We start from the raw sequence: 26,308 nt of genomic DNA on the forward strand, positions 1-26,308 counted from the left end.
ACGGGCAAGGAAGCCCATAACCAACAGTAGCACCAGCGCCGCAACCGCCCAGCGCCACGGAATATGGTGTTTCTCTTGCCGCTCCAAGGCATGGGTTTCGTGGGTTGCTACGTGGTCTGCGACGTTGGCGGTGGTGCGGGATAGGTGCTGCGTACTATCGTGGCGGGCGTGCCGCTCCGTATGGACGCCCCGGCGCCGCAGTTGCACGAGGATGGCTTGGCCCCGATACCCCGAATCGGGGTGGTAGGTAAAACGGCCCAGCGGCGTAATGGTAGCCGTTTCACAATATCCGAGGGAGTCAAGGTGGCGCTCGATGGTTAGCCGATGCGCCTGGCTGTCGGTAGTCCGTTGCTCGGTATGGTGAATGGCCAGCACCTTTCTGGCGTCTTCCACATACCTGCTCCTGCGGCTTGCGCAGGAGGAAACATGCAATAAAAGCCCCGCGACCAAAAGGATGAATATGTCGTATCTCATGTCAGTAAATTTTAATTGTGTTTAAAAAAAGGGTTTAAAAAAGGGGCGATGCCTGAATGACACCGCCCCGGTTTGAAGTCAACGGCCGGCTTGGCTACCAGTTGGTAAATCCGATGACGACGGTACTCCAGGCACTTTCGCCCTTGATGTTGCGGGCCCGAACGCGCGCACGGTACTCCGTACGGTTTTCGAGGCCGGTAACGATGACCCCCTGGCTGCGGCTGGAGCGGCGGATATCGCCCCAGATGGGCTGATTTTCGGCATCCAACTCATCGGCTAGGGTATATTCATATTCCTTTGCCCTGTTCGCTGCGGCCCAGTCGAGGATCATCTCGCCAGGTAGCCTTCCCTTGCGGAACTTTATCCACTCCACCGGATCGGGCCCCTGTAGTGTCTTCGGGTCGGCCACGGGGTAAAAGCCCGAGCTCAGCTGGATGGAGCTCACTTCCGTGAAGTTGTTGATGTAGCTGGCCACAGCACGCAGGGATTTCAGCAATACCTTACGGGATTCATCCTTTTCTTCCTTCTGTTGTCCGCTGGCACGGCCGTTGGCCGTGATGGCCTGCTTGGCGATATAATCCAGTGCCAATGGCTCAAATTCGGCAAATGCCGGTATCATGTCGGGGAAGTTGGTATTCGTGCGCAGCGCATCGGCGGTACGCGTGGCGAATGAAGCGAGGTCTGAGTCGTTCATGTCGCTGTAATTGATTATTAATTTTGGTGTTCTCATTTTTGTAGTATTTAGTATTTAGAATTTAGTACTTAGTACTTAGTATTTAGTATTCAGTACTTAGTACTTAGTATTTAGTATATAGTATATATAGACATTTATGGGTATTAATCTGTTCACAAGTTCACAACCTCACAGGCTCACTTGTTCACAGGCTCTGTCCACCGTGCGACGGCTTTGATGGTCCTGATCGGCCGCCGCTTGCGGTAAACGCCTTGGCGGGTGGGGCCGGCGCGAATTGGGTTTGCTGGATAATCCTCGGGCATAGCTGTGCCGGTAGGCGGGCCGGTGTTTCCTTCTACCGTGATGCTGTATTTGCCGTCCCACCCATCCACGAACCCGACGTGGGCGATACGCTCAAGGTTGGTGTAGTAGATACCGAAGACATCGCCTGCGCGAGGAATCGGCTGGCCACCGCTCAAGGGCTCTTGTTTGCCCGCATGCCAGATGGTTCGACTAGCCGGGAATAGCGCCGGGCTCCATGCGTTGCGCGGCTCAGCGAATCCAGCCTGCCCATGGCACCAGCTCACAAAAGCGGCGCACCAGGCATAGCCTTCATCCAGTCCGCAGTAGCGGAGGTACGCCCCCACCCGGCTGCCGTCGTTGTTGCCCGTGGCTTCTTTGATGCCGATCTCGGCGGTATAGGTTTCACGCAAAGTTGGTTGTCGCAGTGGTTCTCGCAAAGTAGACGAAGAAAAAACCTCTGCGTTCTTTGCGTGAAAAACCTTCCCGCTTAAAAAACCGCCACCAAGCAGCACACAAACGCATACAGCAGCCCGAAGAAGGTAACGAGGTAAAAGGTGATCTTTTGCCATGGTAATAAGGATTTGAAATTGCGTGAAAAATGGTTCCGTTGGTAGCTACGCATCACGGGCCAGAGCAGGCCCAGCAGCCAGCGCGACACCGTGAGGAAGGCAGCTAAGGCCACCACCGCCAGCAGCACGAGGCTTAGCACGCCGATGTCGACCACCGCAGCCGTGGGATCGGCAAGCCGCAGCAAGGGGCCGACCCGTGCGAACAGCACGAACAGGCCGATGAGGGCCAAGCCCGTGCCGAGCCAGCGCCAGATGGGCCATGCCCAGGGTGATGACCATCGCAGGGTGTTGGGGAAGATGGTGGGGGGCTCCACCCCCATCCATCCGGTAATCGTTGTTGTTTTCATAACGGTACTCCTTTCGTTTCGGGCAAACGTAGGGTACCGGCATGCAAAAAGAAGAAAAATGTCCGACGGTTGTCCACCTGTTGTCCGGTAAAACGGCGTTTACGGGCTATTAACGCAGGTGGGATGTCCGGTGGTGGACATCGATTATCCGTTTGCTATCGGTTGAATCCGCCCTTCGGGAATCCGTGCAGCTTCTCGAAAAGCACTTCCAAGTCGGCCTCCGCATAGCGGATACATCCCTGGTCGTCGTGCGAAATGGGCAAATCGCCGTCTACCCGATACCGGTAGACCTGCTTTTCGCTCCGTTCCAGAAAATCGGCGGCAGCGGGCTGGCTGTAAAAGGTATGGGCCTTCGTAGCGAGCTCCGAAAGCGACGGCACCGGCGGAGCCAAAGATACTTCATGCCGGCAATGCAAGCACCGGTTCGGTTTATCGGCCAATTGGCGCATTAGTTGTTCAATCCGCAGTGCACACTGCAAGAGCTGTTCATTCATATTCATGGTAGGGTGTAGTTTTTGTGGTAAACGGGTTTAATGTGAGCCGGTGTTGGCCGTTAGCTATCGGGCAACCGGTTATCCAAGCGTTTCAGCATGTTCAACAGGCGTTGTCTGACATGCTTGTCGGCACCCACATGGCGTAAACTATACCGTTTCTTGAGGCTATCGAATGATAACCGGCGGTGTGTATGGGTACCCACGTATTGACTAAGGTAGCGGAAGATCGGGCGTAGCGTTTCGGTATGGATGATGCCCTCTTCAACCATCAGCCGCACCAGCAGCAAGATTTCCTGCGCATTTAACGAAACGGTTACCCGGGCATCTTCGTTAAAGCACAACGACCGGTCGATGCGGCCGATCAGCCCGTCGTAGAAATCCAGTTGTTCGTCCCACCAAAGCTGCTGCGTTTGTTTGGAAGACGATGGGGCATCCAGCAGACGTGCTTGCAGTTCCTCCCGGGCCTCCAGTTCATGCTGCCAATGGCGCACCTGCATGCCGACATCGGCTAATACCTGCCGCAACGCGCCATTCAGCCGATCGAGTGCCTGCCGGCTCCATCGGTCGCCCCCCTGCGTCTGGCGCTGCATCCGCTCTAGCTCTTTGCGGGTTTTATCAAGTTGCGTACTTAACAAAATCGTTGCGTATCGTTATTTGCGTATGCCCAGTGCCTTTTCCACCCGGTAACGGTATTTATTACCAACGGGAAACCGTCCGTTATCCTGGTCGTTTTTCCAATCTTTATTCGCGTCCAGCGTCAAAACCACCCACCAATGCTTCGCCTCATCACCCAGCCATGGCCTATAGTCGCCTATTGCCGCCTTGTTGACCAGGTATTGCCGTTGTATACGGATGAATTTAGCCGGATCGAGCAGGGTCTGTACATCCCGCAGCAACTGCCGGACCAGCAATTGCGAGCCATCGATAAAGAACAACCGACAGTTCTTTCCGTCCGAACGCGCATATACGAGATCACTCACACATATTCCCTTATAACTGTTGGTGTCGGGATTTCGATGTTCCTCCATCGAGCTCGTCTCATCAGGTGCCAGCGACATAAATAGGGTGGCCGAGTACGCCGTGTTGCGCGCAATGTTTTCCAGTAGTTCGAGTTTCCGCAATGCCCTGTCGATGGCATAGTCGAACCGTTCGGGTGCCACCATTTTGGTGAGGAAGTCGATCGCTCCGCTACCGATCGCGTCGGTGCCCTCTTTCTCGAATGCTGTGCATACGATAATCTGGGTGGGCTCTTCCACCGCCCCCATCAAGCGGTAGCCCGTGTCCACGCGTAGATCCAAATCGGTAATCAGTATATCATTATCATTTTCATCGAGGAAATCCAGCGCATCGTGAAACTGGGTGGTGGCCAGTGCGATTTCCAATTCCGGCCTGCGTTTCACCAGTTCAATGAGCACCTCCAATGCCGGGTGTTCATCGTCTACAATTACAACTTTTCTTTTGTTCATGGTTTATATGATCTGTTAACGGTTAATACGGCTTCATACCATCCGCTATCGGTGTCGCGGGTTTCCAGCCACGCTTGGTCGCCATATAGCAACCTCAGGCGTCGCCGGATGTTTTCATTACCGATACCTGATGATTGTTCGGCTGCCTTGTGGGCGTTGGTTTTATTGCGGATGGTAACCTCCAGACGGTGTTCGCTGCATGTAGCCACCAGCGAGATCGGTGCATGCTCCTCCCACGAAACGCCGTATTTGAATGCATTCTTCAGTAAAGCGGAAATAGACAACGCCGGCACCTGCCAGCCGCAGTGTTCGGCAGGGATGTCCATGGTGATGTGCGTCTCGTCGAACCGGCGCTGGTTGATAGCGACAATGCGATTGCAATGCGCCATCTCTTCGGCAAAAGGTACGGCACTATCCGCGTCGCGTGCCTTTTCCTGGATATACCGCCAATACGTTTTCAGTTCCCGCAAGGTATTGGCAATCTCCCCATCACGCTTCAGCGCCATGGCATACGGAATATCGAGCATATTGGTCTGTTCGTGCGGCTCCATCTGCCCCATAAGCCACTGGAGTTCCATTCGGTGTTTCTCTTCCAAGAGCTTCCGCTTACGGCGTTCGTCTTTGCGGATGCGGTAAATCGCAGCGAGTAGGCCTGCTTCGACCATTGCATGGTGGAAAAACAGGAACATGGAAAACAAAAAGATGGGCCAGGTGAATTTGGCGTCCTCGTCGTAGGTGATATATCCCAGTTTCGGCAGCAGCGTATAAATGAGGATGTAGTATACCAACGAGTAAAGTAAAAAGGTAAAGGCGATGACGAACGTACCACGGATAGGCTTCAGGTATGTGCGTGCAAAAATAAAGACGATGGTATAAATGATCCCGATGACCAACACATCGGCCAAAAACACCAACCACCAAGGGTATGACACATCGAGCCCGGTGTTTTTTACCAATGTTAGCAAAAAATAGCCAACCCAGTAGAGGGCTTGGTAGACCTCCAGCTTATATCGGTCGAAGAACGGAAATGAAAGTTTTTTTTGTAGCGATAACTGCATAATTAATCAAGATTGGCAGTCAAACTTAACTAAATTCCTCTTTTATTAGGTGCCGGACCCCCGGATTGGCCCGTTTTTATCGGATCGGGTGTAAACGATAATGGTTACGGTCGAACGCGTAACGATCGTCGGCGTGTACCATCACACCGAAAGGTTGTTTCCATACGCGGTCTGGAGGACGGATGCACTGCGTGGCATCCATGTGCTGCTGGAGATTCCACCAGTTGGTCCACTGCTCCGGATAGTGCAGCAGATAGGCAGCGAAATGATCGCAGATCGCTCCGATGGACTGGCGTAGATAGCTTTCTTTTGACAAGCCTTCTTTACGGATAGGGGGATGGCGATACACGTCTATCGAACCGCCCTGCTGCCTTCGGAACGCCCAGACAGGATAAATGGGCACCTCTGCGTGCCATGCCGCGTACGGTATGCCGCTACGTACAAACATGTGCTGCCCCAGGAAGGGAACTTTCACTGCATTCGACTGCAGCAAGGGACCTATGCCACCTCCTCCATCAATCAGTGCCAGTACATTTATGCCCGCTTTTAATTGGCGGATTACGGCGGTGAGCGCACCCGGCTTTTCGGCATCGATCAGTATGGGCCCTGCCGTGGGCGAAGGTGATTGGCCCAACATATCAATGAGCGACCGCCTGGCCACCGCCGATACCAAAAGCGCTAAGGGGATTTTTGACTGTAAAAGTGACCAAGCGATGTGCAGATGGGCACCGGTATGCATGGTGCAAACGATACCCGGCGCTGTGGGGAGTACTTGGTCCAAGGGGGTTTGGTGGGTTACCACGGTCGGCACATATCCCTGTGAAAACCAACGCATATCCAGTGCTCCCAATTGTTCGTAAGCAACCGTTTGACGGAATCGCCGCAGGTGGCTTTCTGTTGCGAGCAACGGCAGGAAGTGCGCCAGGTTTGCAGAATAGTACGTAAATGCGTTTAGCCACCGGGTGTCATGATAAGGATCGATTTGTTCACTTGCCGCCCATATCCTTTCGTACGCGGTATGATAACGTGTTTGCATGTGTTTGCGTATAAAAGGGATGATGCACATGGGCGTGCACCACCCCTATTGGTGAAGTGATTACCCTATCGAGATGGTTGGAAGGTCTGAGATGGGGTTATCGGGAATCAGCGGATTATTGCCGACGGCGTTCCAGCCGTCCGCCGGCATGATATCCATTGTGTAATCCAATAATTGCTTGAGCATGTCGGGTGTATTCACCGCATCTAATAATTGAAGAATTTCCATTGCTGTAATCAGTTAATGTTAAATAAATTGCCGGATTCCAAGCTTGACAATCCAGCGTTTACGGTGTGATCACGCAACAAACATCTGTTGCTCGTTCCAGCTGTCAAAGTGAAAAGAACCGAATCATCATCTGGCGGAATAAACACCGCGGCTGGCGGAATAAAAATCTGACGTGCAGCGAAATGTTCCAATAAGAACACGTGATATGCCACATAAGCCTTTGAAATTACCCCAGTGGTTCCATCTTATTTAGTTTGTCGAGTTTCATGGTGGTCGATAGCCCGGTCGTGGCGATTCAAATGGAAAATTCGCTAAAAGAGATACCGGTGGCGCAGCAAAACCGGGAGAAGGGGTTAGCTATCGTGTATAAATAGAAAAAGAAAAGATTTTCTGACGCGGAGTTCCGGTAGAAATAGCCCCGACGGGCTTCCGCAGGCACATTGGCCCGATCCACGCGCCGGGCGGGTTCCAGCAGTTCCATTGACTCGTCTCTTTCATACCCCTATTTTTGCCCGGCAAACCAATCCTGATGGAGCAATTATTCACCTATTGGAGCAAACACTTCCCGGCCCTGAATCCGGAGAGCCGCGCATTCATCATCGCCCGTTCGCGCCACAAATCGTACGGCAAGGGGCAGGTCATCAAACTGGCCACCGAAAGCTTTCCTTTTTTCTGTATTGTACTCTCGGGCCTCGCGGCCGGCTACCGCGAGAACAGCGTGGGCAAGCAGGTGCTATGCGAATTGATGCAACCGATGGATTACTTCACGGGCACACAGCACCCCTTCACCCCGCGCCTACGCGAAGCGGAGTATGTGGCCATAGCAGACACCAAGCTCCTGTTGGTGCCGGTGATGGAAGCCCGCGAGGCACAGCGGCGCTTCCCGGCATTTGCCGAGCTGCTGCATGTGCTGAAGCAACGGAAAATCAACTTTTTGGAATTGCTGGTTGCGCTGGAGCATGAAGAGACCTGCTATGCCAGGTACTGCCTGTACATGGATCGATTTGGCGGGCAGATCCACCACTTGCCTGATGCCCCCAAATGGCAATTGCTGCGTATGGGCCGGAGCACGTACTACCGCATGAAACGCCGCTACTTAAAAGACGGTCGATAGTTCGTCTCACTAAGGGAGACCCAAGTGGCCTAAAGGGCGCTGTACTTTTGTTTTTATGGAATCGACAAAGTACACACGGAAAAGAGCGGTTACCCAGGTTGCACACGATCGCAGGTGTGCGGTGTTTCGGCGTAGGGCCGTGTCATCGCATTTCGGATGTTTCCGATCCGGGTACCGGCGCATCCGCGGTCCAGTCAGCCGACGACCGACTAACCATTACTTGTTTTTTTAAACTTAAGCGGTAAGCATTTCCGTATAAAAAATGCCTATATGATTATGACATCGATCAAGAATAAGCAATTACGTATTGCTGCGGTAACGATGATGAGTATTAGTGTTTTAAGTCTCGTAGGTGGCAATTTGCTTTTTGCCATACCCGAGAAACCAGCACCAGAACCGAAAGTTCTCAACCAAACGTGGCACTTTACGGGCTCCACCGCTCTGGAGGCGATTAATCCAGCGTTTTATGAACAAGGGTCTGCCAGCAGTTGCGGCGCAGGAACGGAAACCATTTGCGAGATCTCGGCTCCTGTCGACCCTAACTCGCCCAACCCTGCCGACCCAAAACCCGATATGGATGCGATTGTTAGTGGTTCTGAAACGGTAGCTGATCAGATTACAGAAGCTCTTGATGAGGGAATCAACGATACCGTGCTATCATTGAGAGAAATCTAGTCAGCCACAATTGGATTTCTATAGTAAGCAGCCGATGGCAAAGACCATTGGCTGCTTACTTTAAGAATTACAGGTCGTTAATAATCATTACCTCGAGCTGCCGTGGTTCCACATCGATGGTAAATCCATATGGTTTTAATTGGTTCTTTAGTGATTCTACATCATTGAAGGCGAGTGTCGAAATTTCAAGCTTAAAAAAAGATTTAAAAAGATGATTAGCGAATGTTTCATCAACAACAGGTGTATGGCCGGCCAATTGATTAAGGTTGTAGCAGAGATTAGGTATTGTTACCCCTCTTTTTTTACCACGTTCGCTATCCCTGTCTTTTTCCCCGAGTGTTAGCTCGTTATCCCTATCGATATTTCGTATCACCCAACAATCCATTGTCTGCTTTTTTAACGCTATGTCGATTCCGAAATACCAGTTCAATTGCTGCAAAGCTCGTTGTGTTCTTTCCCCTTTTGAAAGCGTATCGGGGAATGACATATCATAACAATAGGTATTCTTCTCCTCCCATACAGCTTTCAGACCAAATTGGGCGGTATGAAAATATCGATCATTTTTTCCTGATTTTACAATCACGCGGCTAGGTGAGAGAGAATACACCCATGATCGACCCAAAAGATAAGTATATATCTGGGCGATCGACTTGTTAATTGCAAAATGTCGTATCTGGTTGTTCGCGCTGTCTTTTACCAAGCCTTGCCGCGGTTGTACGCCGAGTAGATGGTCGGTAATCATGGTACACTGCCACCGGCTTGGCTCCATCAAAGCACCGATGTTAGGTTTATTAAAAACAACCATGGGCTCTTCATAGTCGTAAGGGAAGTCCCACTTAACGGGCCAGGAAATAGCACTCCCATCAACCAGCATTTGGAGATTGTCCTTGTTCAGAAAATGGTGGTCGGTGAATGCGCTGACTACCCTATCGTGATCAATCCAAACCTCGTGTGGCGTGGACAGATGGGGAAATAAGTTACTTAGAATCGAATCTTCCGAAATTATGGGAATGTGTATCTGCTTTCCGATCGGATTGTTTTCCATAAACCGTTCAACGATTTCTTCAGACTCGGGGGTTACAAAGAAAAATTGTAATTCATCGTTGAATTCTTTTTGCAATGAGTCGATTTTTGGTAACGACCGCACGCAGGGTGCGCATGTGGTTGAGCCAAAATCAAGAATAATCGCTTTGTTGTCTAAATTCTGATGAGCGAAATATGCTGCATTGTGACTGACCATTCCCACAAATGATAACTCGGGAAAATGTTCGCCAATCGTGACACGTACGTCGGCCTTACCCTGGGCTTGGGCGTCTAATAAATATGCACAACAGACGATAAGGCTAATAAGTTTAATCTTCATCGTTGGTTTTGTTTCATTCCAGTAATATCAATGACGCTCTGAGGTATCAAATAAGTATACCGTAAATCATTAGGTGGCAGCGTATACTTTTTAACCTCCTGACCATCATCTACATATCTTGCCAATGTTTTCGCGAAACGAGGGTCTTTGTTAAGCCTGCGGAGATCGGACCAACGCAAGCCCCGCATGATTAATTCCTTACGCCGCTCACCAAGAATTACACGGAGAGCTTCCTCTTCGTCTTGTAGCTGTACAGGTTTAAACTCACCTTCTCTCCACCGTGTTCTTAATAGACGATTCAAGTCAGCCATCGCCTCCCCCAATTTTCCTGCACGTGCCGTGCACTCTGCGCGGATAAGAAATAACTCATCCACCGCCAGACCAATAAAAAAACCATTGCCTGAATTACCGGTGTACGAACCTTTAAATCCGTAGGTGCCGTTCTCCTTGTCGGTGAAGTATGCCCGTTTACGCAAGTCGTTATGGTGATAACTATGATAAAGCTCCAAATCGACGTTCGCCCGTTTGGGGTTCAGTATAGGTAGCCCCCCGCTATACGCATAGAATATAGTCTCTTTGTTGAAGCGCTCGAAGGGTATCCGTGCGTCCTGGTCTATTTCGTTGAAATCAATCAGTTCGTTGTACATCTTCAATGCTTCATCCGCGTGCGCGCCAGCCTCACTATAATCACCCATAATGAGATATATCCGTGCCAGTGCTGCGTACGCCGCCGCTTTATTAGGCCGTGTAGGATAATCGGTTGAAAGCGGGAGCAGATCCACACTTTCATTGAAATCATCCAAAATACGTTGATAGGTTTGGGCGACCGTTGCCCTAGTCGATTTTTCATTGAAATCTGGACTCAACCGCAGCGGTATTCCTAGACCATCATTGTCTCCGTAAGGATCATACGGTGCGCAGAAAACCTGCGCTAATGTATAAAATCCAAATGCCCGTATGAATAATGCAGCCCCCTTGATTTGCCGCCCACGTGCTGTTTCTTTATCTGCCATTTTTGCCAGTTCATGAAGCACTGTATTAGCAATAAATACGGTTTGATATGGGCTTTTCCATGTCCAGTTAACTTCGCGATCCGGATACAAAGGCGCTTTCTGCCACGTATAATTATCTTGCTCAAAAGCCGTTAATGCACTCAACGTTTCAAAGTCCAGGTAGTAATCGTCTGTCCCAACTTCGAGCAAACTGGGGTAATACATGTAGTTGATATTCGGGGAAGCATCCAATAAGGCTTGCAGATCATCTAATGTTTTTGGTATGACGAGGGACTTCGATGATTTTATATCTAAATATCTTTCACAGGACGTCAAAGAGGTACATCCTACGATTAACCCAATGACCAGTAATTTATAATACGTTCTTCTCATTACGATAATTTTAATAATGCATGGTAAGGCCCAAACTATACGTGCGAACAGGTGGGAGTCCGATGTAATCAGGATCGAGATTTGTTTCCGTTGCGGTCCACAATAGTGCGACATTATTTGCTGCGATGAAGCCGTTGAATACAATGGGCCGGTTTTTGTTTTTCCTGATCCGAAAAGTATAGTCCAATTTTATGTCTTGCAACCGTATCAGCCCTCCCTTTTCAATATTGGCCTCCGAGTTTCCATAAAAAACATCGCGGTTGGAATTGACCGGATAGGTCAGTGAAGGAACGGTTGTTCGATTTTCGTCTCCTGGCTTCTGCCAACGTTGTTCATAATCGCTATGTGTTATCCAATTATTGAACAGGTAACCATAGTTAATCGTCTCCTTTTTGAAATAATGGCCGAACTTGTATACGATATTAAACGAGAAGGTGATATCATGCCAAGATAAGCTATTTCGCAGGAAACCATAGTATGGTGGCAGGCCCGGGCCATGGTACACCAGGTTCGAGAGTGAGTCGTTCACCATGTTGGTATATTCTTTAGACGGTTCTCCTTGGAAATACCCGAGCGGATCGCCACTTTCCGGGTCGAGGCCCGCAAAGTGCAAGGAAAACACCGGATATAACGGTTTATCCAACAACGGCCTTATGGTTTGGCCGCCATTGAGGTAGTAGGATGTTGAACCAACCTCGCCATAATATCGGGTGGTAATGTCTCTCACATAAGAAAGGGCAATGGACGATCTCCATTTCAACACGCCGTTCATTTTGGCATGGTTTAGTTGAATGTCAAATCCATCACTATTTATCTGTCCGACGTTCCGTTGGGCATCGAGAAAACCTGTGGTCGGGTCAATGGGGTTCTCCGTGATTAAATCAGAAGATTTCTTAGTGAAATACTCAATTGATCCGCTGAACCGATGGTTCCACAATGCGAAATCGAGACCATAATTGAACATGCTAACATCCTCCCATTTCAGGAACGGGTTGGGCGGCTGGGTAATCAGTGCATAGGGCAGGTTAGTGTAACTTGCGCTACGCTTTGCATAAGAAATAATCGGGTATTGATTGGCTCCCGAACCGATGTTGCCACTGTGCCCGTACGTACTCCGAAGCCTTAATAAATCAACCCAATCCAAGTTTTCCAAAAAGGTTTCCTCGGTCAAGTTCCACGATAGACCGGTTGACCACAAGGGGTTCCATTTCTGATTAATGCTAACGCCGAACACGTTCGAAGCATCTTTCCTGCCCGAAATTGAAACCGTGTACCGGTCGCGATAAGTATACGCCGCGTTACCAAAAAATGAGACATATCGCCGTGTGGTGCCCGACAAACCACCATACGTCGGTATCGCCGAGTTGCCGGAAAGACCGTCATAAATTGGGTATGTACCTGTGTAATCCACATCCGCGAAAGTGAGGATACTGGGATTATACCCGTAACGTTGAAAGCTATTCGTCTCGCTTTCGCGATGCGACAACTCGTTACCCACAAATAAAGCGATATGATGGTCAACGTCAATTGTACGGTCGAAATTCAATTGCAGCCGACCACGGTGGCTGTGCATAGCGGCGCTGGAGGTCTTCAGAATTCCGCCCAGTGGAATGGTGTATTGTGGCACACCGTCATCCATCTGCGTGAAACGGTTGATCAAATTCCTGGTATTGAAATAGTCGAGCCCCTCCATCCGCTCGTTAGCACCCGCTTGTTTTTCGTAACCGTAGAGCAATTGAAGTTTGAGGCCATCGAACAACTCATATGCGACCTGTGCATTGATATTCACATGTTGCGAATGCCGGTTATCCCAGGAGTCCCTTCCATCCGATAATGGCCGATACTTCCAATCGAGCAAATTACCCCCACCGGCCGTATCGACGTAGTGTATATTATAGCCAGACGGCACAGCGACCGGCTGCCCGGAATCGTCGGTCAGGCTTGCGTACGGATACAAGTGGTTTTTATACCCACCTGGGCCTATGGGATAGCTCGTTCCCCAAAGGTCCCTTCGAAGCATGGTCTGTGTATATATCAACGAGGTTTGAATTTCCATCCCCCTAAAAGGCCGTAACGTATTCACCGCGCGGATGTTAAACCGGCCGTCGTTGCCGGACTTTTTTGTAGGTAGATTGCCGTGATCATAGCCGGAAGAAATCAGGTAATTCATAAACCCGTTTCCACCGGAAAAGCGCATATTATATTGTTGGTGTGCTGTAATAGCATACACCTGTTCCATCAATTCATCACGATAGTCAATGTTTCTAAATCGGTCGATTTGCCGCATCAATTCTTCATCGGAGGTCCCCGAGCTGGCTTGTCTATTTAGCAATTCAACAACCGGGGAAAACACGTAATAATGTGCATAGGGCCCGTTGATTTGGCTATCGTAGAATCCTTTTTCAAAGAGCATGAGTTCGACATCGATAAAATCTGACGAAGTCATTACTGGGTAATAACCAAGATCCGGCTTCCCTTGCAAAGTGGTATTGGCGGAAAGGGCCACCTTCAATCCCTGTTGGTTATCTGGCTTTTTGGTATTGATTACGATAACCCCATTGCCGGCCCTAGCGCCCCATATTGATGTTGCTGCTGCATCTTTGAGCAATGTCACCGATGCGACATCGTTGGGATTGATATGCTGTATGTCCCCTTCATAAGGAAAATTATCCACAACGATGAGTGGCCCCATCAACCCACTGGTAAAGGTGTTTATGCCCCTTATATTGAGCTTAGCGTCGCCCGAACGGCGATCAAATTGCAGGCCGGGTGCCACACCATCCAATCGATCCAGTATATTGGTCGTTGTCCGTTTACCCAGTAACTCCTCGCCAACTTGAACAAAACTCCCCGTAGCTCGTGCTTTTGGGATGGTTTGGTAGCCGGTACTTACTTGGACCTCCTCAAGTATGTTTTCATTTGGAATAAGTGTAAAATGGTATGGACCGAGGTTGTCGGCTCCGAATTTCTCGGCGATGGTTTCGTGACCGATGAAAGAGATCACGAATGTACCGCTTCGCTGAGGCGCGTGCAGTGTAAACCGTCCGTCACGTCGGCTGATGGTTTTAATGGAGCTGCCCCTTACCGCAACGGTAACGCCTTGCATCGGTTGCCCGGCGGTGTCGATGACAATACCCGACAACACAGGCCCCGAAGGTTCGGGGCGCTGTGCGCGGGCATACAAACACATGCTCGTTAATACAGCCAATAGGCTGATGTATTTTATATAATGGCGTTTCAGTTGATGTTTGGTTAGGGCATAGCCATCCCCTAAGCGTAATTTTTGCTTCATTAGTGCATTGATTTAGATGTAAGAATTGGATGAAATAATTCAGGCGCTTACGCTAAATCAAACCGGCCGGGCGATGATGTTTTTAAACAAATTTTCCTTGGAGATTATCCACGGTTTGGATAAATTACAAAGGTTTTTGGCGGGTATCGGGCCGTCAAATCTATGCAACCAGTTAGAAGGATTACTCATAACCACCTCCTTTCTCAACGAATTTCAGTGGCTTTTTCCGGTTATACTTATGCTCGAAATAGACAGCTTTTAGCAACTCTTCGAGGTCAACACGGAATTGCGTAAATGTGCAGTCATCTGTTGTGATAGGGATGTTGATTTCACCACGGCCGTATTGAGCAACAAGTTGGAGATGGAAAGCTAACGTCCGACTCTCTTGCAATTCGTATTTTTGCCAAAAGCGTTCGATGATTTTTTGGGGACAATAATTCTCGTATACGTAATAACGGTTGAAGTATTCTTTGCCCGGCCCAAAAATCGGCTCAATATCATCTAAGTTGATTTTTTTCATTTTGCTCGTTGGTTAGACGAGTCTTCCGAGATAAAAAACAGGAACGGTTCCTTACCCACACTGTTCCGTAGAGCCCAAGCAGTGGTTAAAACGGCAAGGCCCATTCCTGTAAAAACGCAAAAATAAGCATTTTTAAAGTGATGGGCATTAAATCTTACCGTCTTCTTCCTTGGGCTCAATCGCGGAATCAGAAGACTCTTTGTTTAATGCTATTTTAAAAAGTTAACTTTACAACTTCCTCATTTTTTCATTTTCTTGAATAGTTTCACGAAACAAACGTAAGCAAGAAAACTTAAAAAGTCAACATATAAGGTGACTTTTTTAAAATTCATTATTCCAAGCTTGCATTATGAAGAAATTGACGCAAGCGGAATTCAAGAAAAAGCTAGGCTCCCGTATCCTAATATTAAGGTCAGCATTAAGATTAACACAAGAACAACTTGGACACAGAATCGGGAAAGACAAGCAATTTATAAACAGATATGAGGTGGAAGGAGCAAATCCTACTGCCTACACGCTTGTTGACCTGGCAAACGCATTGGAAGTAACGCTAGATGAACTGTTGGATTTCAGTAAATTGGATGGATAACAAGCCGTCGCGCCTCAACACAAAAGACGCAACCGAGAGGGCGGTTATTAAAAAAGTGTGGGCGGAGTTATAGCGGATGTAGACTTTTTTAACGTACTTTTTATTGGTTGCTAACGCAGATTAAGCTATTAAATTAATCATTTTGAATAAATTAGCTTATATTTGCTAAAAAAGGGGACATGTATACGGCGATAAAAGGGATTTATGAAAATGGTAAAATTATCTTTACCGAGGAACCTCCTGTAAAATCCAAAGCAGAGGTAGTAATCACCTTCCTTACGGGTCAAGAAATGAAAGAAGAGAAACAACCTAAGAAGAAGGTAAAAATTGGGCTGTTGGAAGGAAAGATCAAACTACCCAGTGATTTCAACGAGCCATTGGATGATTTAAAAGATTACATGTAACATGTATTATCTGCTTGACACCCATGTGTGCATTTGGGCACTGGCTGACCAAACCAAATTATCAAACCGGGTAAAGGAAATTCTCGAAAATGGCGAGAACAGCTTTTTCGTCAGTAAGATGAGTTTTTTTGAGATTGCAATTAAACTTAAAATCGGAAAACTGTCGGCCTTCAATGTTCCATTGAACGAATTTATTGATGCGTCGTATCGCTCTGGATTCAACACGCTATCAATTAAGGATGACCATTTTAAATCTTATCTTGAAATGGATTTTACTGATGATCATCGGGATCCATTTGACAGATATTTGCTGGCGGCCGCTCATTATGAAAATCTTTCTTTCATAACTAAGGATGAAAAATTCGACGCTTACAAAAACACCTACCCTATAGTATGGTGACATATATGCTTATCGCCAACACATCTGAGTCTATCATAAAGCATCAAAACAGCACATTGGACGAAATAAATAGCCGATGACATTGATCGAAGTTATTCAAAGACCATCGGTACGAAAAGCAGACAAACCGGACGTTGTGATGGCACGAATGGATTACGTCATCATCTGTCGGGCGATTGCCTTGCTTAACGAGCGCGGAATAACCGACGATGAACTTTCCTTCCTATTCGGGAAGGCGAATAATTACGTCTTCGGCTTTATCGTAAAACCGAGCGACAAAAACCGGTTCACTTAAGACCAGCTTGACCTCCTCCCCTATATCCTGCGTTGTTCGTTCACCGACATCATCCCCAACGGAACGGAAAAAGGTAGCATCCAATTGCACCATACCAAGCGATTTGACGATGAGTACAAGGGGTTTTCGCATATCGTCTACGGCCTGAATCAAAAGCGAAGCTCCCTCCGGTCGGGTTTGGAAGAAGTTTAGAGGCTAAGCGTTCATCCGAGAATCTCCATTGCTGAAAGTGCACGCAATTGACCGATTTGAATTTGGAACTAAGCCCCTTTCGGTTTATCTTTGTTAAAAAGAAGGAGTAAACTATGCGACTGATATTGGATAATGTAAGCAAGCGCGATTACGAATGGCTGCAATCGATGGCCAAAGCGCTTAATTTTAAGGTTACTGCGGAATCATCCGCTCCAACTATCGCCTTGGATCATGTCGATAGTTTGTTGGACAATAATGCAACCGATACCCCAACCGCTGACTTCATGAAAACATACGGGGTGACAGAGGCTGATGTCGCTGAATTCAGGCAACGTAAAGCCGACTACCTGTCTGGCGACGATAATCCTGTTGCGTGGAAGGCTGTAAAAGAGCGCTAATGCCAAAGTTGCCGTGCTTTCCATTTTCCATGCAAAACGGCATCCCTCAACAATTTTTCAATAGTGCAAGTACCGCTTTTCCAATCCTATAGTGTTGATCGAAGTTATCCAAAGACCATCCGTACGAAAAGCAGACAAACCGGACGTCGTGATGGCACGGATGGATTACGTCATCATCTGTCGGGTGATTGCCTTGCTTAACGAGCGCGGAATGACCGACGATGAACTTTCCTTCCTATTAGGCAAGGCGAATAATTACGTCTTCGGCTTTATTGTAAAACCAAGCGACAAAAACCGGTTCACCGAAGACCAGCTTGACCTCCTCCCCTATATCCTGCGTTGTTCGTTTGGCGACATCATCCCCAACAGCACGGAAAAAGGCAGTATCCAATTGTACCATACCAAACGTATTGACGATGAATACAAAGGGTTTTCGCATATCATTTACGATGCCGCGGGCAAAGGAACCCGCATCATCTGGCAAAAGAAAAAAGCACCCAAAGGCAGCACCCGAAAAACAAACGAAAAGTTGTTGGACGTATTGAAACGGTGGATTGACGATGGTTATTTTGATAAGAAACGGACGGCGCTTGAAATCTATAAAAAGCTTCTCGCTGCCAGGGACATCCGCTTTCGGATCAGTGAACTGGAAAAGTGCTTGAAGATATTAGGCGGCTCGAGGCATGCAATCATCGCTAAAAAGCCGTTGGATGGGGTTTTAATGTATTGGAAGAGAATGGCCTGAATCAGACGCGTTCTGGGTATTCATCAAAATCGTTATCCTTAGTCAGAATCACGTAGCTATTCCGACCTGCATAACGCCAAATTTTACTATCATCGGCCTGAACGGATAATACCGTTCTCACGTGTGGCGAATCAGGGAAATCTTCTGAGAAATTACCAACTAATTTGTAGGATAAGTTGTTGTCGATTAAGAATCTCATGCGATTTTAAGCAGGCGGGTGTGCTTTTCTGCATCGGACGCATAACTTAAACAAGCCAGAATATCCTCCTTTATGTCCTTGTAATCCATAATACGCAATTATACTAAAATTTCATGAATCAAAACGGCTCATATGAGTCAATGGGCAAAAGATATTTACTGAAATATGTTTATTATCTTTGTATTATGACGAAGACCGTCACAATAGACATTTTGAATGACAAAGCAGTGAACCTGTTAAAGCAGCTCGAATTATTGAAACCGCCCGGGCCAGTTAGCGGCAAAGTTGGGCGACAATGCAATTGACGAGGCACTCGCTAAAAAATGATATGAGTCAATCATCGCGCAAAGCGTCTGTTGGGTTGGCCGACGCTGCGGTTATCGCCTGCCAGCTTACCGTGAGCAGGGCAATCATTACACCGGCCAGCCCCGCCACGGCAAACACCCACCAGGGAACTGCTATACGGTAGGCAAAGTCTTCCAGCCACCGGTTGGTAGCCCACCATGCTACCGGTGAGGCAATGACAAATGCGATGAGGGCCATCTTTACAAAACCTGCGCTCAGCATAGCCACGATACCGGAAACGGTAGCACCCAGTACCTTTCGGATGCCGATTTCTTTTACCCGCCGCTGTGCGGAGAACATGGCCATGCCCAGAATCCCCAAGCACGAGATCAACAGGCTGAGCAAAGCAAAGGTCAAGGAGATGACAAGCGCACGCTGATCGGCCTTATATAGCCTGTCAAATTCCGCATCGAGAAACAGGTATTCGAAGGGCTTGTTGGGATAGTGGTTTTTCCAAACATCCGCGGCAGCATCAACAGCGTCCTCCGTACGCCCGGCGTAGGCCTCCACCAATAGCTTATGTCCCATTCCATGCTGGTCGAGTTCAAGCACGACGGGTTGTATCGGATGGTGCAGGCTGGCATGGTGGAAATCTTTCACCACGCCAATGATGGTGCCCTGCCGGAAGCCGCTTTCATCGAAGTTGGTTCCCACTACGGGTTCCTTTAGTCCGAAGGCTTTTATGGCAGTTTCATTGATGACGATGTTGTTTTTGTCTGATACATTTGTCGGATCAAACCACCGCCCCGATCGAACTTGGATGCTTGCCAGCGACAGATAGTCGTGGTCTATTGATAGCGTTACCGCCTTTGGTGGGTTATCGGTTGGCGGATACCCCAGCCACTGGAAATACGTGTCCCGGGATCGCGGATTGTCAATCAGCGAGACCCCGTTTACTCGTGTTACCCCCTTAATGGCACTGCTGGAAAGCAGGTCTGATTTGATGGTTTGCAGTTTCTGGCGGTGGGCTTCAATCCGTTGCTGCTGGTTGCCCCGTAACATGATGTCGGGACTGGCGGCTGTGAAACTAAACACTTGGTCCATTTGGTATGCGGATGCCTGCCGCTGGATGTAGCGGAACTGCTGTTCGATGACCAGTACGCTGATGATCATGCCGATGGCCAAGACCAACTGCCCCACCAAAAGCGATTTTCTCAATGCCGTATTGCCAATGCGGAATGCGCCCTTGCCCCTGAACAATTGCAGCGGGCTGATGTTGCCGACCAAAAGGGCGGGGTAAATGCCGGTCAGCACCATGACGATCAGGAAGACCAGCACCACGGTCATGATTGTGCGGACATCAAACAGGGAAAAAGCAAGGTGTGTTTCGAATTGGGCATTGAACTGCGGAAGCAGTGCCACAACCATGATGACGGTCAGCCCCATGGATAATGTAATGGCCAATATGTTTTCGGCCATGGACTGGATGAATAGCTGGTGCTGACCGGCTCCGGCTACTTTCCGGATGCCCACTTCTTTGGTGCGAAGCGTTGCGCGCGAGATGGATAGGTTTATGAAGTTGACACACCCGGCCAGAAGCAGCAACGCGCCCAGTAGCGTGAACACCCCGATGGTATGCTTGTTGCCTTTGGGTAGATCGGGGGCTATAAAACCTTGGTGGAGGTGCAAATCGGTAATCGGTACCAACGCCTGATGAGACGGGGCGCCTTCCTGGTCGGATTGGTTGTTGCGGAAAATAGTCGTTGCTTTTTCGGCGGCCAACGCCGGGTTTGCGGAGGGATGCAGCTTGACCACTACCCACTGGGACCTAACGGACCAGTTGTCAATGCCGCCGTAGTAGTCGCTTTTGAAAAGGATATGGTTTGGTATCAACACGTCTTGCCGGAAGGAGGAGTTGGGTGGAATATCGGCAAAAACAGCCCCTATAATCACCTGGGTGGAATCGAGCCGGATGGATTGACCCAGTGCCGGACCATCACCGAAATATTGGCGTGCTTTCGTACGGCTGATGGCGATCTGATTGACGGATTGGCTAAAGATATCGAGCGAACCTTCCTGCAGCTCATAATCAAATATCCGAACCCAGTTTGAATCAATATATAGTGCATCATGCTCGTAGAAGCGGTCGGACCCGACGGCTACCAGCGGAAAAAAGATACTTTTGCAGGCTGCGGCGGCGAGCTCGACCTCCGGTAGTTGTTCCTTGAGAGCGGGATAGGCAGCGTACGGGCTCGATTCTCCTAATTTCCCTTCCTCTGCGTCATACGTACTCAAAAGATACAGCCGTTCTGCGTCACGGTGGTACCGATCAAAGTTTAGTTCGGTTTGCATCCAGAGCGTGATGAGAATTACCACGGACATGGAAATGGCTAGGCCGCCGATATTGATGAAACTGTGGATTTTATCTCTGAAAATGGCACGCAACGCGGTTTTGAAATAGTGCTTTAGCATGACAATCGATTTTTGTAGGCGTATAACGTAAGCCCAAATATAGTTCGAATTTAATGTTAAACGAACGATCGATCTCTTATTAACATACTTTAACAGATTGAGAAACAAGTTGATTTAGCCTCTACAAATCCCGCAAACTCTCCATGAACAGCGGCTGCTCCAGCATCATGATGTGGCCGACTTCAATAAAGGGGTCATATCACAACAGTGAGCTCCATATTGATAAGAATATTAGAAGGCATGAATCGTACACCCAATCCCTATTTAGTTTGCTTAACGGTATAAGCAATTATTTTGTTCGTCAATGTATCGATTCTGCCCTTGGAGAAAACCGTGTCTAGCGTGATCTCATAGACGTAGCCTGGTTCTATACCAGCTAGGTCTAGCTGAAACTCCCTCCTGTCTGTCGAGGTGGCCGTTAACGCAGCACTAAACCTGGGTGTTACCCAACAATCTTTAAGTAGAATCAGAAAAAATATCCGTTAGCAGCACTTATTGGCAAATGGCAAGTCTTGTAAGTTTTTAATTTTTGTTCTTTGCCTGAGAAATTAAAAAAGAAAGAAATGAACAAGACAATTTTTATTACAGGAGCCTCGTCAGGTTTAGGGAAAGTTACCGCTAAACTATTTTCAGAAAAAGGATGGACAGTCATTGCAACCATGCGGAATCCGGAAAATGAAACTGAACTTTCACAATTACCCAATGTACATCTTTTAGCATTGGACATTAGCAAATCAAATCAAATTACAGACATTGTTACAAAAGCTGAACAAATAGCTCCGATTGATGTATTGTTTAATAATGCGGGGTATGTTCTGGCCGGAGCATTGGAAGCCACTTCGGATGAACAATTAGAGCAACAATTTAACACAAATGTTTTCGGAACAATTCGTCTGACCAGAGCGTTTCTTCCTTATTTTAGAGCAAGAAAAACAGGAACAATACTAACAACAACTTCTTTGGGGGCTTACATTCCGGATCCATTTATGGCACTCTATTCAGCAAGCAAATCGGCATTAGAAGGCTGGACAGCGGGAATGTCTTATGAACTGGACAGAATAGGTGTCAGTATTAAAACGATTGTTCCGGGATTTATGCAAACAAATTTTGTTGGTAATGCACAAATGATACAACACAAAGCCGCCTATCGGGAAGATTGGGAGAAAGTACTCAGTGCTTATGCCAATCCTAACGCTGCTGTGAGTGCAGATAATCCTTCTGACATTGCCGAAGTTGTCTATGAAGCAGCAACAGATGGAAAGAAAAATTTACATTATTTTGCCGGAAATGATGCGACAACAAGATATAAAGAACTAAGTTTACAGGGAATAGATTCAATATTGGACACAAGAAAAAAAGTTTTTTTTGATAATTAAGCGATGGAAGAATTGATCAGCTATTTATTGCAATTCGGTCATTTTAATCAAAAGCAGATTGATTTGGTTAAAGCAAAAGCAGAAGAAAGATTTCTACCGAAAGGGGAGCATTTTTCCGAAGCCGGCAAAATTGCCAGGCATATCGCATTTATTCAAGAAGGCGTTTTGATGATTTGCTATTACAATAATAAAGGCGAAGAAATTGTACATCATTTCGTAGATGAAAATCATTTTGTGGTGGACCTGGAAAGTTTCAACCACAAAATTTCATCTATGATCTACATTAGGGCGGTTACCGATTGTAAATTGGTTTCATTTACGTTTGAAAGTTTTAAAGAACTATCAGAAATCATAATGGATTGGGATAAGATCATCAATAAGATTACCATAAAAACATTGCTGGATAAAGTAAATGTAGAACAGCCCAAGTTACATACCGATGCCAAAACCCGTTATTTAGATTTTTTGAAAAACTTTCCAAATTTGGCTAACAGAATACCACTCGTCCATATTGCTTCATATTTGGGTGTTACGGCCACTTCTTTGAGCAGAATACGGAAAAACATCCGTTAAATCACTTTTTACCAAATGGTAAATGACTTTATTGTTAATCGGGCCACCTTTGTACGGTAACATTAAAGCAAAGAAAAATGAAGTCAGCATTTATCACTGGAGCCAATAAAGGTATTGGCTTTGAAACAGCAAAGCAACTATTGCAAAAAGGGGTTCGCGTTTACCTCGGTAGCCGAATGTTGGAAAACGGTTTACAGGCTGTTGAAAAACTGAAAGCCGAAGGGTTGACAAATGTAGAAGTTGTTCAGATAGACATCACCGATGAGGATTCGGTAAAGAATGCCCGAACCGAAATAGGCAGAAAAACGGACGTACTGGACATACTGGTCAACAACGCAGGCATCAATGGAGGTGAACCTCCGTACATCGCCCTTGAATCAACTTCAAACCAATTTATGACCGCCTTTGACACCAATGTGTTTGGCGTGGCGAGGGTTACAAAAGCATTCGTTGATCTGTTACGAAAATCACCTGAACCAAGAATTGTAAACGTGAGCACCAGCGTAGGGTCACTTTCCCTGCAAAGCGATCCTAATTGGCCGGCCTATGATTTTGCAAAATATGCAGTATATGGTTCATCAAAAGCTGCTTTGAATATGTACACCATCCATCTGGCTTATGAACTGCGTGATACCGCATTTAAAGTAAATGCGGTTTGTCCGGGTTATACAAGCACTGATTTTACTTTCGGTAATGGTGGTGAAGTGGAAACTGCGGGAAACCGAATCGTAAAATATACATTGATCGGTCAGGATGGCCCGACAGGTAAATTCTTCAGCGAAGAAACTAATCCGGAAACAGGCGAAATTCCCTGGTAAAAAGGGATTGTTCTGTTAAAAGCCCGGCAAACCCAAATGTCGGACTTGTTTCCCATTGCCTTCTCACCGTTTAATCTAAAATAAAATTTATACATTTAAGGTCAATCATACATGTGATGTGATCACGCCGTTTATCCCCGAAAAGGAAGACATTTTGGCTGTATACCTGTTTGCGATAGCTACGATACTGGATTTGGATCTATCGGAAGATCCGCATAGCAGGACCGAGTTCTTCAACTTACCGATCATGATGAATCGAAGATACACAGAAAAAGCGTGCGAAATCCTAGAAATTGACCATGAGGAATTCTATGAGTTTTTAGAATACGTTACATATGCTGGCATTGAGCGTCTGGACCAGAAGGTACACGACCTTAGCCCGTTTTACACCATATTTTTCAGACAGTAATTACTATGATTTAAAAAAACGAGACAATCACAAGACTTCATAATATTTTTATAATCATTCTCATTATCAAAATTATTACGACTATATACCTCGTTTCCATTGTCCCACAAGAACTCGGCAATATTGTCGAGCAGCGTCTGCTCTTCTTGTTTTTCATCGTCAACTAATAAATATTTCATCGTCAAAAATGTTTAGTTATTTTGTGTATTTTATCTTTTCCACCGCTTATGTGTCCATAGCCAGCCATATGGTTCTTCTTTGATATTTTCTGTGAGCAACTCAACATACTTTTGAGTAATTTCACCCACTTTTGTAGATTCTGCTTTTGCATTTATGGGTATGCAGCTTACCTTGTAATTTCCTTTTGTAAGTTGCGTAATATGTAGGTATATGACCGCCGCTTCACTTGTACGGGCCAGTTTTTCCATTCCTGAAAAAAAATTTGTTTCCTGATTCAATAAAGTAAACCTGTATTTTTCATCTTTTATCTTTGGACGTTGGTCTGCAATAAAAAGATACACAGCTGGAGACGAGTTCTTGGATAGTATATATCGTATTACCGCTTTGTCACGAATTAACTTCATACCGAAACGAGAGCGGAGTTTGACCATAAGACTATTCGCTAGCTTGGAACTCAATGGCTTGTATACTGCATGAACGTCGTACTGAACCTTATGAGGTAAAAAATTTAATGCTTCCCAATTACCACAGTGCCCAACTGAAGCGATAACATTGCGCCCTGATTTTATATACAGATCCACTAACTCGAGGTTCTCAAATACTATTTTCTTATCAAGTGTTTTTGTCGGAATAGAAACACCTTTTATCATTTCAGCAAAATAAGCCACAAAGCATTCATAGAATTTTTTTACGATTGCATGAATCTCTCCGTATTGTTTTTCGGGGAACGAACGTGCAACATTTTGAACGACAACTTCTTTTCTGTATCCAACTAAATAATAAACAACAAAAAAAGTAAAAGAGGCCATTGCATACAAGAATGTCATTGGCAGCAGACTTATCAGGTAAATAGCTACATAGACAAATCTATATACAAAAAGTCGCAGGGTTTGCTTCAGATTGTCCATCATTAAAATTTCATCTTTAATCCGGCTGACACATAGGGTGAAACAGAAAAATAGTAATCGTTATCAGATGCAAAAACACCTTTTAGGGTTCTATCGCTATAAGATGCGGGGCGGTAGAGATTGAGCCCTGCCATACCAGTCACAGATAGCTTTTCGCTAATTTTATACTCCGGACGAAATCCAGTAACAATATACTGATGAGAAAAAATTACATCCTTGCCGTCTTTTTTCAACAATGCAACCTGACCATTCATTTCAAGCGCATACGAAAGTTTAAATTTATCATTGATATCATAACCTGCTGACACTTCCAGTCCGTCGACAAGCTCTACATTCAGGTCAAATTTGCCTTCGGTTTTCCATTTTACATACACGGCCGGAAACACCATTGGGTAGCCTAATGAACTATTTATTGCAACCCCGCCACCTATAGAAAGATTAGGATTCAAATGACGGATAAAAACAGCACTTCCACTTGCAAGCACATTTTTGAAACTGATTTTTGAAAAATCGGTAGAAGGGGTAAATACACCCATACCAAGACTAGCTCTCATCGACCACCTGTCATTCAATGGTCGCAAATGGTAAATTCCTACTTGAAAATTCATAATTTCGGACGCCATTTGGTCCGAGAAATTTTGGTTTTTCAACGAAACATATGACCCTCCAAGACCAATGCCCCATGCCGTCGGGCGGTTGTTCTCATTTAGTTTCATCGATAATGGTATGTTGACTCCAGCCTGATAAACCATTGCAGAACCCTTTCCGCCGATTTTTTCTCTCGGCTTTTCACCAGGAGGCAGATAGTAGTATCCGGATTTTCCGAGATACTCTGTTTTGAAAGTTACTTCCTGTGCTTTTCCTTGTAGATATAGCAACGTTACCAACGTTGTTAATAATAATGACTTTAATTTCATTAGATTTTTAAATTTATGTTTGAGATAATTTCAATTTATGTTAAGCAAAGCAACGATGAATGAAGCAGGGCAGAAAGCGATAAGTTGTGGACTTCAGAATCAAAGGGATGAATTGCAGAATATAATGGGTGGAATGTAATTTAAAATTTAC

31 protein-coding genes are annotated in these 26,308 nt (G+C 46.6%); 12 read left to right on the forward strand and 19 right to left on the reverse strand.

All coding sequences use genetic code 11. The features are described 5' to 3' along the window. From U9S71_RS08840 to U9S71_RS08890, 11 genes are all read right to left on the reverse strand, one after another. Positions 1 to 474: hypothetical protein (locus U9S71_RS08840; RefSeq protein WP_326326840.1), on the reverse strand; the 474-nt coding region annotated here is incomplete at its 3' end. 94 nt (positions 475 to 568) lie between these two features. Continuing rightward, complete coding sequence (locus U9S71_RS08845; RefSeq protein WP_326326842.1) at positions 569 to 1,204, reverse strand: fibronectin type III domain-containing protein; 636 nt, start codon at positions 1,202 to 1,204, stop codon at positions 569 to 571. Positions 1,205 to 1,344: 140 nt separating this feature from the next. Further along, positions 1,345 to 1,860 carry a CHAP domain-containing protein gene (locus tag U9S71_RS08850; protein WP_326326844.1) on the reverse strand — a complete coding sequence of 172 codons (516 nt, stop codon included), beginning with the start codon at positions 1,858 to 1,860 and terminating at the stop codon, positions 1,345 to 1,347. 77 nt (positions 1,861 to 1,937) lie between these two features. Continuing rightward, entirely contained in the window at positions 1,938 to 2,366 is a 429-nt protein-coding gene (locus U9S71_RS08855) for a hypothetical protein (RefSeq protein ID WP_326326845.1), read from the reverse strand. Between the two features lie 155 nt (positions 2,367 to 2,521). Next, complete coding sequence (locus U9S71_RS08860) at positions 2,522 to 2,866, reverse strand: helix-turn-helix domain-containing protein (protein ID WP_326326847.1); 345 nt, start codon at positions 2,864 to 2,866, stop codon at positions 2,522 to 2,524. A gap of 53 nt (positions 2,867 to 2,919) precedes the next feature. Then, on the reverse strand, positions 2,920 to 3,495 hold the full coding sequence (locus U9S71_RS08865) for a hypothetical protein (RefSeq protein WP_326326848.1): 576 nt from the start codon (positions 3,493 to 3,495) through the stop codon (positions 2,920 to 2,922). 15 nt (positions 3,496 to 3,510) lie between these two features. Further along, on the reverse strand, positions 3,511 to 4,326 hold the full coding sequence (locus U9S71_RS08870) for a LytR/AlgR family response regulator transcription factor (RefSeq protein WP_326326850.1): 816 nt from the start codon (positions 4,324 to 4,326) through the stop codon (positions 3,511 to 3,513). Then, on the reverse strand, positions 4,323 to 5,384 hold the full coding sequence (locus tag U9S71_RS08875; protein WP_326326851.1) for a sensor histidine kinase: 1,062 nt from the start codon (positions 5,382 to 5,384) through the stop codon (positions 4,323 to 4,325). Before U9S71_RS08875 ends, U9S71_RS08870 begins: the two co-directional genes overlap by 4 nt. Positions 5,385 to 5,460: 76 nt before the next feature. After that, positions 5,461 to 6,420 (reverse strand): hypothetical protein, encoded by a 960-nt coding sequence (locus tag U9S71_RS08880; RefSeq protein ID WP_326326852.1) that lies wholly within the window; start codon positions 6,418 to 6,420, stop codon positions 5,461 to 5,463. A 60-nt stretch (positions 6,421 to 6,480) separates the two neighbouring features. Next, complete coding sequence (locus U9S71_RS08885; protein ID WP_326326853.1) at positions 6,481 to 6,648, reverse strand: hypothetical protein; 168 nt, start codon at positions 6,646 to 6,648, stop codon at positions 6,481 to 6,483. Between the two features lie 295 nt (positions 6,649 to 6,943). Beyond that, the gene (locus U9S71_RS08890; protein ID WP_326326854.1) at positions 6,944 to 7,129 is read right to left on the reverse strand and encodes a hypothetical protein; all 186 of its coding nucleotides are present in this window, start codon (positions 7,127 to 7,129) and stop codon (positions 6,944 to 6,946) included. Between the two features lie 48 nt (positions 7,130 to 7,177). Between U9S71_RS08890 and U9S71_RS08895 the strand changes: the two genes are divergently transcribed. Further along, positions 7,178 to 7,762: a Crp/Fnr family transcriptional regulator gene (locus U9S71_RS08895; protein ID WP_326326856.1), complete on the forward strand. Its 585-nt coding sequence runs from the start codon at positions 7,178 to 7,180 to the stop codon at positions 7,760 to 7,762. Between the two features lie 276 nt (positions 7,763 to 8,038). Continuing rightward, complete coding sequence (locus tag U9S71_RS08900; RefSeq protein WP_326326857.1) at positions 8,039 to 8,437, forward strand: hypothetical protein; 399 nt, start codon at positions 8,039 to 8,041, stop codon at positions 8,435 to 8,437. A gap of 67 nt (positions 8,438 to 8,504) precedes the next feature. On the opposite strand, the gene U9S71_RS08905 is transcribed toward U9S71_RS08900, so the two are convergent. The 4 genes from U9S71_RS08905 to U9S71_RS08920 form a co-directional block, all read right to left on the reverse strand. Continuing rightward, complete coding sequence (locus tag U9S71_RS08905) at positions 8,505 to 9,800, reverse strand: TlpA family protein disulfide reductase (RefSeq protein ID WP_326326858.1); 1,296 nt, start codon at positions 9,798 to 9,800, stop codon at positions 8,505 to 8,507. Continuing rightward, on the reverse strand, positions 9,797 to 11,185 hold the full coding sequence (locus U9S71_RS08910) for a RagB/SusD family nutrient uptake outer membrane protein (protein ID WP_326326860.1): 1,389 nt from the start codon (positions 11,183 to 11,185) through the stop codon (positions 9,797 to 9,799). The genes U9S71_RS08905 and U9S71_RS08910 overlap by 4 nt, the downstream gene beginning before the upstream one ends. A 10-nt stretch (positions 11,186 to 11,195) precedes the next feature. Further along, positions 11,196 to 14,477: a SusC/RagA family TonB-linked outer membrane protein gene (locus tag U9S71_RS08915; protein WP_326326862.1), complete on the reverse strand. Its 3,282-nt coding sequence runs from the start codon at positions 14,475 to 14,477 to the stop codon at positions 11,196 to 11,198. A gap of 181 nt (positions 14,478 to 14,658) precedes the next feature. Beyond that, complete coding sequence (locus U9S71_RS08920) at positions 14,659 to 14,997, reverse strand: hypothetical protein (protein WP_326326863.1); 339 nt, start codon at positions 14,995 to 14,997, stop codon at positions 14,659 to 14,661. A gap of 349 nt (positions 14,998 to 15,346) precedes the next feature. Here U9S71_RS08920 and U9S71_RS08925 point away from each other — a divergent pair, with 349 nt between their 5' ends. The 6 genes from U9S71_RS08925 (at position 15,347) to U9S71_RS08950 (ending at position 18,020) form a co-directional block, all read left to right on the forward strand. Continuing rightward, positions 15,347 to 15,586 carry a helix-turn-helix domain-containing protein gene (locus U9S71_RS08925; RefSeq protein ID WP_326326865.1) on the forward strand — a complete coding sequence of 80 codons (240 nt, stop codon included), beginning with the start codon at positions 15,347 to 15,349 and terminating at the stop codon, positions 15,584 to 15,586. A gap of 179 nt (positions 15,587 to 15,765) precedes the next feature. After that, a complete protein-coding gene (locus U9S71_RS08930) occupies positions 15,766 to 15,990 on the forward strand; it encodes a DUF2281 domain-containing protein (protein WP_326326867.1) in 225 nt (74 codons plus the stop codon). A gap of 1 nt (position 15,991) precedes the next feature. Then, positions 15,992 to 16,390: a type II toxin-antitoxin system VapC family toxin gene (locus U9S71_RS08935; RefSeq protein ID WP_326326868.1), complete on the forward strand. Its 399-nt coding sequence runs from the start codon at positions 15,992 to 15,994 to the stop codon at positions 16,388 to 16,390. A 76-nt stretch (positions 16,391 to 16,466) separates the two neighbouring features. Next, positions 16,467 to 16,685, forward strand: coding sequence for a hypothetical protein (locus U9S71_RS08940; protein WP_326326869.1), 219 nt, complete (start codon positions 16,467 to 16,469; stop codon positions 16,683 to 16,685). Between the two features lie 305 nt (positions 16,686 to 16,990). Next, the gene (locus U9S71_RS08945; protein ID WP_326326870.1) at positions 16,991 to 17,275 is read left to right on the forward strand and encodes a hypothetical protein; all 285 of its coding nucleotides are present in this window, start codon (positions 16,991 to 16,993) and stop codon (positions 17,273 to 17,275) included. 151 nt (positions 17,276 to 17,426) lie between these two features. Next, on the forward strand, positions 17,427 to 18,020 hold the full coding sequence (locus U9S71_RS08950; RefSeq protein ID WP_326326871.1) for a hypothetical protein: 594 nt from the start codon (positions 17,427 to 17,429) through the stop codon (positions 18,018 to 18,020). A 1-nt stretch (position 18,021) separates the two neighbouring features. Here the strand turns inward: U9S71_RS08950 and U9S71_RS21030 are convergent, their stop codons facing one another. Both U9S71_RS21030 and U9S71_RS08955 read right to left on the reverse strand, forming a co-directional pair. Continuing rightward, the gene (locus U9S71_RS21030) at positions 18,022 to 18,219 is read right to left on the reverse strand and encodes a DUF5615 family PIN-like protein (protein ID WP_436410312.1); all 198 of its coding nucleotides are present in this window, start codon (positions 18,217 to 18,219) and stop codon (positions 18,022 to 18,024) included. 333 nt (positions 18,220 to 18,552) lie between these two features. Beyond that, entirely contained in the window at positions 18,553 to 20,976 is a 2,424-nt protein-coding gene (locus tag U9S71_RS08955; protein ID WP_326326872.1) for an ABC transporter permease, read from the reverse strand. A gap of 563 nt (positions 20,977 to 21,539) precedes the next feature. Here U9S71_RS08955 and U9S71_RS08960 point away from each other — a divergent pair. The 4 genes from U9S71_RS08960 (at position 21,540) to U9S71_RS08975 (ending at position 24,152) form a co-directional block, all read left to right on the forward strand. Next, entirely contained in the window at positions 21,540 to 22,352 is an 813-nt protein-coding gene (locus U9S71_RS08960) for an SDR family oxidoreductase (RefSeq protein WP_326326873.1), read from the forward strand. A 3-nt stretch (positions 22,353 to 22,355) separates the two neighbouring features. After that, positions 22,356 to 22,925 (forward strand): Crp/Fnr family transcriptional regulator, encoded by a 570-nt coding sequence (locus U9S71_RS08965; protein WP_326326874.1) that lies wholly within the window; start codon positions 22,356 to 22,358, stop codon positions 22,923 to 22,925. 77 nt (positions 22,926 to 23,002) lie between these two features. Further along, the gene (locus tag U9S71_RS08970; RefSeq protein WP_326326875.1) at positions 23,003 to 23,743 is read left to right on the forward strand and encodes an SDR family oxidoreductase; all 741 of its coding nucleotides are present in this window, start codon (positions 23,003 to 23,005) and stop codon (positions 23,741 to 23,743) included. A 118-nt stretch (positions 23,744 to 23,861) separates the two neighbouring features. Further along, entirely contained in the window at positions 23,862 to 24,152 is a 291-nt protein-coding gene (locus U9S71_RS08975; RefSeq protein ID WP_326326876.1) for a hypothetical protein, read from the forward strand. Positions 24,153 to 24,361: 209 nt separating this feature from the next. Here U9S71_RS08975 and U9S71_RS08980 read toward each other — a convergent pair whose 3' ends face one another. Together U9S71_RS08980 and U9S71_RS08985 are read right to left on the reverse strand one after the other, a co-directional pair. Next, positions 24,362 to 25,243 carry a lysophospholipid acyltransferase family protein gene (locus tag U9S71_RS08980; protein WP_326326877.1) on the reverse strand — a complete coding sequence of 294 codons (882 nt, stop codon included), beginning with the start codon at positions 25,241 to 25,243 and terminating at the stop codon, positions 24,362 to 24,364. Next, the gene (locus tag U9S71_RS08985; RefSeq protein ID WP_326326879.1) at positions 25,243 to 26,157 is read right to left on the reverse strand and encodes a DUF6268 family outer membrane beta-barrel protein; all 915 of its coding nucleotides are present in this window, start codon (positions 26,155 to 26,157) and stop codon (positions 25,243 to 25,245) included. The genes U9S71_RS08980 and U9S71_RS08985 overlap by 1 nt, the downstream gene beginning before the upstream one ends. Between the last annotated feature and the right edge of the window lie 151 nt (positions 26,158 to 26,308).

The sequence above is a fragment of the Parapedobacter flavus genome (assembly GCF_035818675.1).
GTDB lineage: Bacteria > Bacteroidota > Bacteroidia > Sphingobacteriales > Sphingobacteriaceae > Parapedobacter > Parapedobacter flavus.

Bases quoted from the DNA above. Each gene is read 5' to 3' on its own strand.
- U9S71_RS08930 (WP_326326867.1), top strand. From the start codon at position 15,766: ATGTATACGGCGATAAAAGGGATTTATGAAAATGGTAAAATTATCTTT.
- U9S71_RS08870 (WP_326326850.1), bottom strand. From the start codon at position 4,326: ATGAACAAAAGAAAAGTTGTAATTGTAGACGATGAACACCCGGCATTG.
- U9S71_RS08890 (WP_326326854.1), bottom strand. From the start codon at position 7,129: ATGGAACTGCTGGAACCCGCCCGGCGCGTGGATCGGGCCAATGTGCCT.
- U9S71_RS08875 (WP_326326851.1), bottom strand. From the start codon at position 5,384: ATGCAGTTATCGCTACAAAAAAAACTTTCATTTCCGTTCTTCGACCGA.
- U9S71_RS08940 (WP_326326869.1), top strand. From the start codon at position 16,467: ATGACATTGATCGAAGTTATTCAAAGACCATCGGTACGAAAAGCAGAC.
- U9S71_RS08965 (WP_326326874.1), top strand. From the start codon at position 22,356: ATGGAAGAATTGATCAGCTATTTATTGCAATTCGGTCATTTTAATCAA.
- U9S71_RS08985 (WP_326326879.1), bottom strand. From the start codon at position 26,157: ATGAAATTAAAGTCATTATTATTAACAACGTTGGTAACGTTGCTATAT.
- U9S71_RS08860 (WP_326326847.1), bottom strand. From the start codon at position 2,866: ATGAATATGAATGAACAGCTCTTGCAGTGTGCACTGCGGATTGAACAA.
- U9S71_RS08845 (WP_326326842.1), bottom strand. From the start codon at position 1,204: ATGAGAACACCAAAATTAATAATCAATTACAGCGACATGAACGACTCA.
- U9S71_RS08960 (WP_326326873.1), top strand. From the start codon at position 21,540: ATGAACAAGACAATTTTTATTACAGGAGCCTCGTCAGGTTTAGGGAAA.
- U9S71_RS08955 (WP_326326872.1), bottom strand. From the start codon at position 20,976: ATGCTAAAGCACTATTTCAAAACCGCGTTGCGTGCCATTTTCAGAGAT.
- U9S71_RS08920 (WP_326326863.1), bottom strand. From the start codon at position 14,997: ATGAAAAAAATCAACTTAGATGATATTGAGCCGATTTTTGGGCCGGGC.
- U9S71_RS08970 (WP_326326875.1), top strand. From the start codon at position 23,003: ATGAAGTCAGCATTTATCACTGGAGCCAATAAAGGTATTGGCTTTGAA.
- U9S71_RS08900 (WP_326326857.1), top strand. From the start codon at position 8,039: ATGACATCGATCAAGAATAAGCAATTACGTATTGCTGCGGTAACGATG.
- U9S71_RS08935 (WP_326326868.1), top strand. From the start codon at position 15,992: ATGTATTATCTGCTTGACACCCATGTGTGCATTTGGGCACTGGCTGAC.
- U9S71_RS08905 (WP_326326858.1), bottom strand. From the start codon at position 9,800: ATGAAGATTAAACTTATTAGCCTTATCGTCTGTTGTGCATATTTATTA.
- U9S71_RS08855 (WP_326326845.1), bottom strand. From the start codon at position 2,366: ATGAAAACAACAACGATTACCGGATGGATGGGGGTGGAGCCCCCCACC.
- U9S71_RS08895 (WP_326326856.1), top strand. From the start codon at position 7,178: ATGGAGCAATTATTCACCTATTGGAGCAAACACTTCCCGGCCCTGAAT.
- U9S71_RS08950 (WP_326326871.1), top strand. From the start codon at position 17,427: ATGGCACGGATGGATTACGTCATCATCTGTCGGGTGATTGCCTTGCTT.
- U9S71_RS21030 (WP_436410312.1), bottom strand. From the start codon at position 18,219: ATGAGATTCTTAATCGACAACAACTTATCCTACAAATTAGTTGGTAAT.
- U9S71_RS08925 (WP_326326865.1), top strand. From the start codon at position 15,347: ATGAAGAAATTGACGCAAGCGGAATTCAAGAAAAAGCTAGGCTCCCGT.
- U9S71_RS08880 (WP_326326852.1), bottom strand. From the start codon at position 6,420: ATGCAAACACGTTATCATACCGCGTACGAAAGGATATGGGCGGCAAGT.
- U9S71_RS08910 (WP_326326860.1), bottom strand. From the start codon at position 11,185: ATGAGAAGAACGTATTATAAATTACTGGTCATTGGGTTAATCGTAGGA.
- U9S71_RS08885 (WP_326326853.1), bottom strand. From the start codon at position 6,648: ATGGAAATTCTTCAATTATTAGATGCGGTGAATACACCCGACATGCTC.
- U9S71_RS08915 (WP_326326862.1), bottom strand. From the start codon at position 14,477: ATGAAGCAAAAATTACGCTTAGGGGATGGCTATGCCCTAACCAAACAT.
- U9S71_RS08945 (WP_326326870.1), top strand. From the start codon at position 16,991: ATGCGACTGATATTGGATAATGTAAGCAAGCGCGATTACGAATGGCTG.
- U9S71_RS08980 (WP_326326877.1), bottom strand. From the start codon at position 25,243: ATGATGGACAATCTGAAGCAAACCCTGCGACTTTTTGTATATAGATTT.